General features: G+C 55.9%; 3 protein-coding genes. 1 reads left to right on the top strand and 2 read right to left on the bottom strand.

What is annotated here, in order from left to right:
* Positions 1–369, top strand: a 369-nt coding sequence (locus ACELLULO517_RS28350; protein WP_227310860.1) for a hypothetical protein, incomplete at its 5' end; no start/stop codon positions are given.
* Between the two features lie 33 nt (positions 370–402).
* Here ACELLULO517_RS28350 and ACELLULO517_RS28345 read toward each other — a convergent pair.
* Together ACELLULO517_RS28345 and ACELLULO517_RS28340 are read right to left on the bottom strand one after the other, a co-directional pair.
* Positions 403–654: a hypothetical protein gene (locus ACELLULO517_RS28345; protein ID WP_227310859.1), complete on the bottom strand. Its 252-nt coding sequence runs from the start codon at positions 652–654 to the stop codon at positions 403–405.
* Positions 655–693: 39 nt separating this feature from the next.
* Entirely contained in the window at positions 694–4143 is a 3450-nt protein-coding gene (locus ACELLULO517_RS28340) for a beta strand repeat-containing protein (RefSeq protein WP_227310858.1), read from the bottom strand.
* Between the last annotated feature and the right edge of the window lie 107 nt (positions 4144–4250).

Genomic DNA, 4250 nt, shown 5'->3' with positions numbered 1-4250 from the left:
CTTTTATCATTAAACATGACATTACCTACAAAAGCTGTCTCACAGCTTCCGTTGTCATGTCGTTCGCACCCGTTTCGCTACGCGCAGAAAAACGACCGCTTACCACCTTCACCGCCCTCGCTCGGCTTGAGCATCGCCATGATCTGGCTATCGGTGAAACGAGACTTCTTCATCCAGAACTTCCTCCATATCGAGAAAATTCTACCTCTCACGCCACCAGATTTCAGGGGGATTACCCCATTCAAAACCACCCCTCAGCGCCTCGCCAACAACCTTGCCTATGAGGATATGCCTTGGTCGCCTTGCCCTTCCGCCGGAGGACGCACGCGTTCGACTTTGCCGCGGCTGACCATCGCATGTCGATCCTAAGAGCCATTGCCGATTCAACCATAGGATCTCATGCTAAGTGCTTAGGTTAGCGTCATTGCGGCTGACGATGGTTCCCTTTTCAATCATAATGGCAATCATCTTTGAAAGAGAATCACTCATCGCGAGGAATCCTTCGATTGGCATGACCAGCCGCCGGCTAAATGCTAGAGAGGGTTGGTTGTGCTTCTCTTTTTCCAAAGGATCAATATTGGCAAAATCTAGGCGCACGAGCGTGCCCGTTACCACAATATCAACCAGCCTGTCGGCAAAGATATCACTAGCCATCGATTGATCCTACTCTCGTTAAAAAGTCAGTATTCGGTCCTAGTGCGACGAGACAGTAAAGGAGGTCCACGAGCTCCAGCTTCCACCGTCATAGGCTCGCACGGCCAAAGTATCGAGCGACCCTGCTGCGCCGGCAACAAAACTCGCGGTTGGAAGCACCGATGCCGCGAAATCTATGGTTTGGTTGGCCAGCTGGACCGCTGACCCAAGTGCAATATGACCACTGGCACTAGAATTTGTTAGATCAATAACCTGATATTCACTGATCGGCAGATTGTTGGGATCGATAACCGAGAAAAGAGAACCCAAAGATGCACTGGTATTTGCCGCGAGACTGGTATTGTTTGCCAGGACGGTTGGCGGGGTCGTGCTAGCCCCAGAGGTTTGAACCTGAACATCAGTCCAATTTCCGTAGCTGACACCGTCTGTCGCACGAACCCAGATATCATCCTCCCCGACCGAACTTCCGCCGATGAATTTTAGGTTTTCCAAGTTGTTCGATGCAATATCTAGGACAGATCCCGAGATCTGAGATTGATCATTCAACTGAAAATACCCACTTGAGTTGGCTGTGGTAGCGTCGATGAATTCATAATTCGTTATCGAATCGCCATTGGCGACACTGGCCGTAAACAGGCCTGATGCGGCAATCGATCCACCCATGGGGACGGTCGCATTATCGGCAGTGAGGGTCGGCGCGTTATATAATGAAAAAGTCAGCGAGGCCGCCCCTGTATTTCCGGCGGCATCCGTCTCACTGGCAGCAATGGTATGCTGCCCGGCGGCAAGCCCGGTCTGCAGGAATGACCATGTTCCCGCTGCATTCGCCGTTGCCGTCGTGGACGAAGTCACACCGTCGACTGTGAAATGTACGACCGCATTAGGATCGCCGCTCCCAGCCACTGTCGGATCAGATGTCAGCTTATCGGTGGGAGAGGAGCCCGTATCATTTGCCAAAGCAATAGTCGTCGCTGGTGCGGTGCTATCAAGCGTGAAGGCCAGTGATGCCGACCCCACATTGCCTGCGGCATCCGTCTCACTCGCGATAATCGTATGCGTACCATCGGCAAGGCCCGACGGCGTGAAGCTCCATACTCCGCTCGCATTGGCGGTAGCCGTCGCACTCGACGCAACCCCATCAATGGTGAAATGCACGGCAGCATTGGCGTCGCCTGTGCCCGTCAGTGCCGCGTTCGAGGTGATGAGATCCGTCGCAGAACTGCCAGTATCAGCAGCCAATTTTTGGGTAACGGTAGGTGCCTTTGTGTCAAGCGTGAAGGCTAGCGATGCCGATCCCACATTGCCTGCGGCATCGGTTTCTGTTGCCACAATCGTATGGGCACCATCTGCCAAGCCGGTTGGTGTGAAAGTCCATGCACCGGTTGTACCCGCCGTGACCGTCGTGCTTGAAGCGACACCATCGACCGCAAAATGCACGGCAGCATTGGCGTCGCCTGTTCCCGTGATTGGCGATTTCGATGTGATATGGTCGGTCGTGGACGTGCCCGTGTCAGTCGTCAATTTTTCTGTAACGACTGGCACCTTGGTATCAAGCGTAAACGTCAAAGACGTCGAGCCTATATTGCCGGCAAGATCGGCTTCACTCGCGACGATGGTATGCGCACCATCGGCAAGCCCTGTTGGTGCGAAAGTCCAAACACCGCTGGCATTGGCCGTGGCCGTGGTGCTCGACGCAACACCGTCGATCACAAAGGACACAATGGCATTGGCCTGACCGGTGCCAGTCAGGGACGATTGCGATGTTATCTTGTCAGTGGTGGAGCTGCCGGTGTCACTCGCAAGCGCTTCCGTGATGACGGGCGGCGTCGTGTCGAGCGTGAAGTTCAGCGATGCCGACCCCACATTGCCTGCGGCATCCGTCTCACTCGCGATAATCGTATGCGTACCATCGGCAAGGCCCGACGGCGTGAAGCTCCATACTCCGCTCGCATTGGCGGTAGCCGTCGCACTCGACGCAACCCCATCAATGGTGAAATGCACGGCAGCATTGGCGTCGCCTGTGCCCGTCAGTGCCGCGTTCGAGGTGATGAGATCCGTCGCAGAACTGCCAGTATCAGCAGCCAATTTTTGGGTAACGGTAGGTGCCTTTGTGTCAAGCGTGAAGGCTAGCGATGCCGATCCCACATTGCCTGCGGCATCGGTTTCTGTTGCCACAATCGTATGGGCACCATCTGCCAAGCCGGTTGGTGTGAAAGTCCATGCACCGGTTGTACCCGCCGTGACCGTCGTGCTTGAAGCGACACCATCGACCGCAAAATGCACGGCAGCATTGGCGTCGCCTGTTCCCGTGATTGGCGATTTCGATGTGATATGGTCGGTCGTGGACGTGCCCGTGTCAGTCGTCAATTTTTCTGTAACGACTGGCACCTTGGTATCAAGCGTAAACGTCAAAGACGTCGAGCCTATATTGCCGGCAAGATCGGCTTCACTCGCGACGATGGTATGCGCACCATCGGCAAGCCCTGTTGGTGCGAAAGTCCAAACACCGCTGGCATTGGCCGTGGCCGTGGTGCTCGACGCAACACCGTCGATGACGAAACGCACGGTTGCGTTTGAGTCGCCCTTACCGGTCAACGACGGGTTTGACGTAATCAAATCGGTGGCAGAGGATCCGGTATCATTGGCGAGCGCTTCCGTCACGACCGGCGGAGTCGTATCCAATGTGAAGCTGAGGGATGTCGATCCCGTGTTGCCGGCGATATCCGTCTCGCTGGCAATGATCGTATGCGCGCCATCCGCCAATCCGGCCGGTGTGAAACTCCAGGCGCCCGCGGCATTAGCCAAGGCCGTCGTACTTGACGCCACGCCGTCGATCGCCAAGTGAACGATGGCATTCGCCTCGCCGCTACCCTGAAGATCAGCGTTTGCAGTCACCAGGTCGCTCGCTGAAGCACCAGTGTCGTTCGATAGCTTCTCCGACACAATCGGCGGTGTCTTATCCAATGTGAAGGTGAGCGATGCGCTTCCGACGTCGCCAATCGGATCAGCCTCCGTCGCCACGATCGTATGAACGCCGTCTGCCAATCCGGTCGGCGTAAAAGTCCAATTTCCGGTAGCATCGGACATTGCCGTCGCAGTGATGGCAACGCCATCGACAGCAAAGTGGACGACGGTATTGTCATTGCCTGCGCCGGTGACCGTCGGCGCATCGGTAATCAAGTCCGAGGCGCTCGCACCGCTATCGGTCAGAAGCGCTTCCGTTATTAGCGGTGTGGTCGTGGCTAGCAATTGGTAGGTAGTATTGACAGCACTTCCCGAAACTTCGGCAAAATATGGGCCGGGTGCGAGATTGGTCAGTATGGTTGCATACGAGTTCACGCCACCTGAGGTCGCTTCGATCTGATTTCCGCTTGCATCCAGCAAGGTCAGCGTCGCACCGGCCGAGAGCCCCGTCAGTTGCAGGGCGATCGCACGCAGGGTTCCAACGGAGAAGCTGTAGTAATCCGTCGGTGCATTGGCGGTGAGCATATCCGTTGTTGAGACAGTTCCGAGTGTTCCGAGGTTTTGTGCGGATGCGAGGGATGATCCACCGGCTGCGGGCAGAGCGGTTGCAGATGCGGCGACGGTATAGGTTG

It is taken from the genome of Acidisoma cellulosilyticum (genome assembly GCF_020621385.1).
In the GTDB taxonomy this organism is placed as follows: Bacteria; Pseudomonadota; Alphaproteobacteria; order Acetobacterales; family Acetobacteraceae; genus Acidisoma; species Acidisoma cellulosilyticum.
Note: the sequence above shows the minus strand (reverse complement) of the source record. Positions and strands in the feature narration are given on the sequence as shown.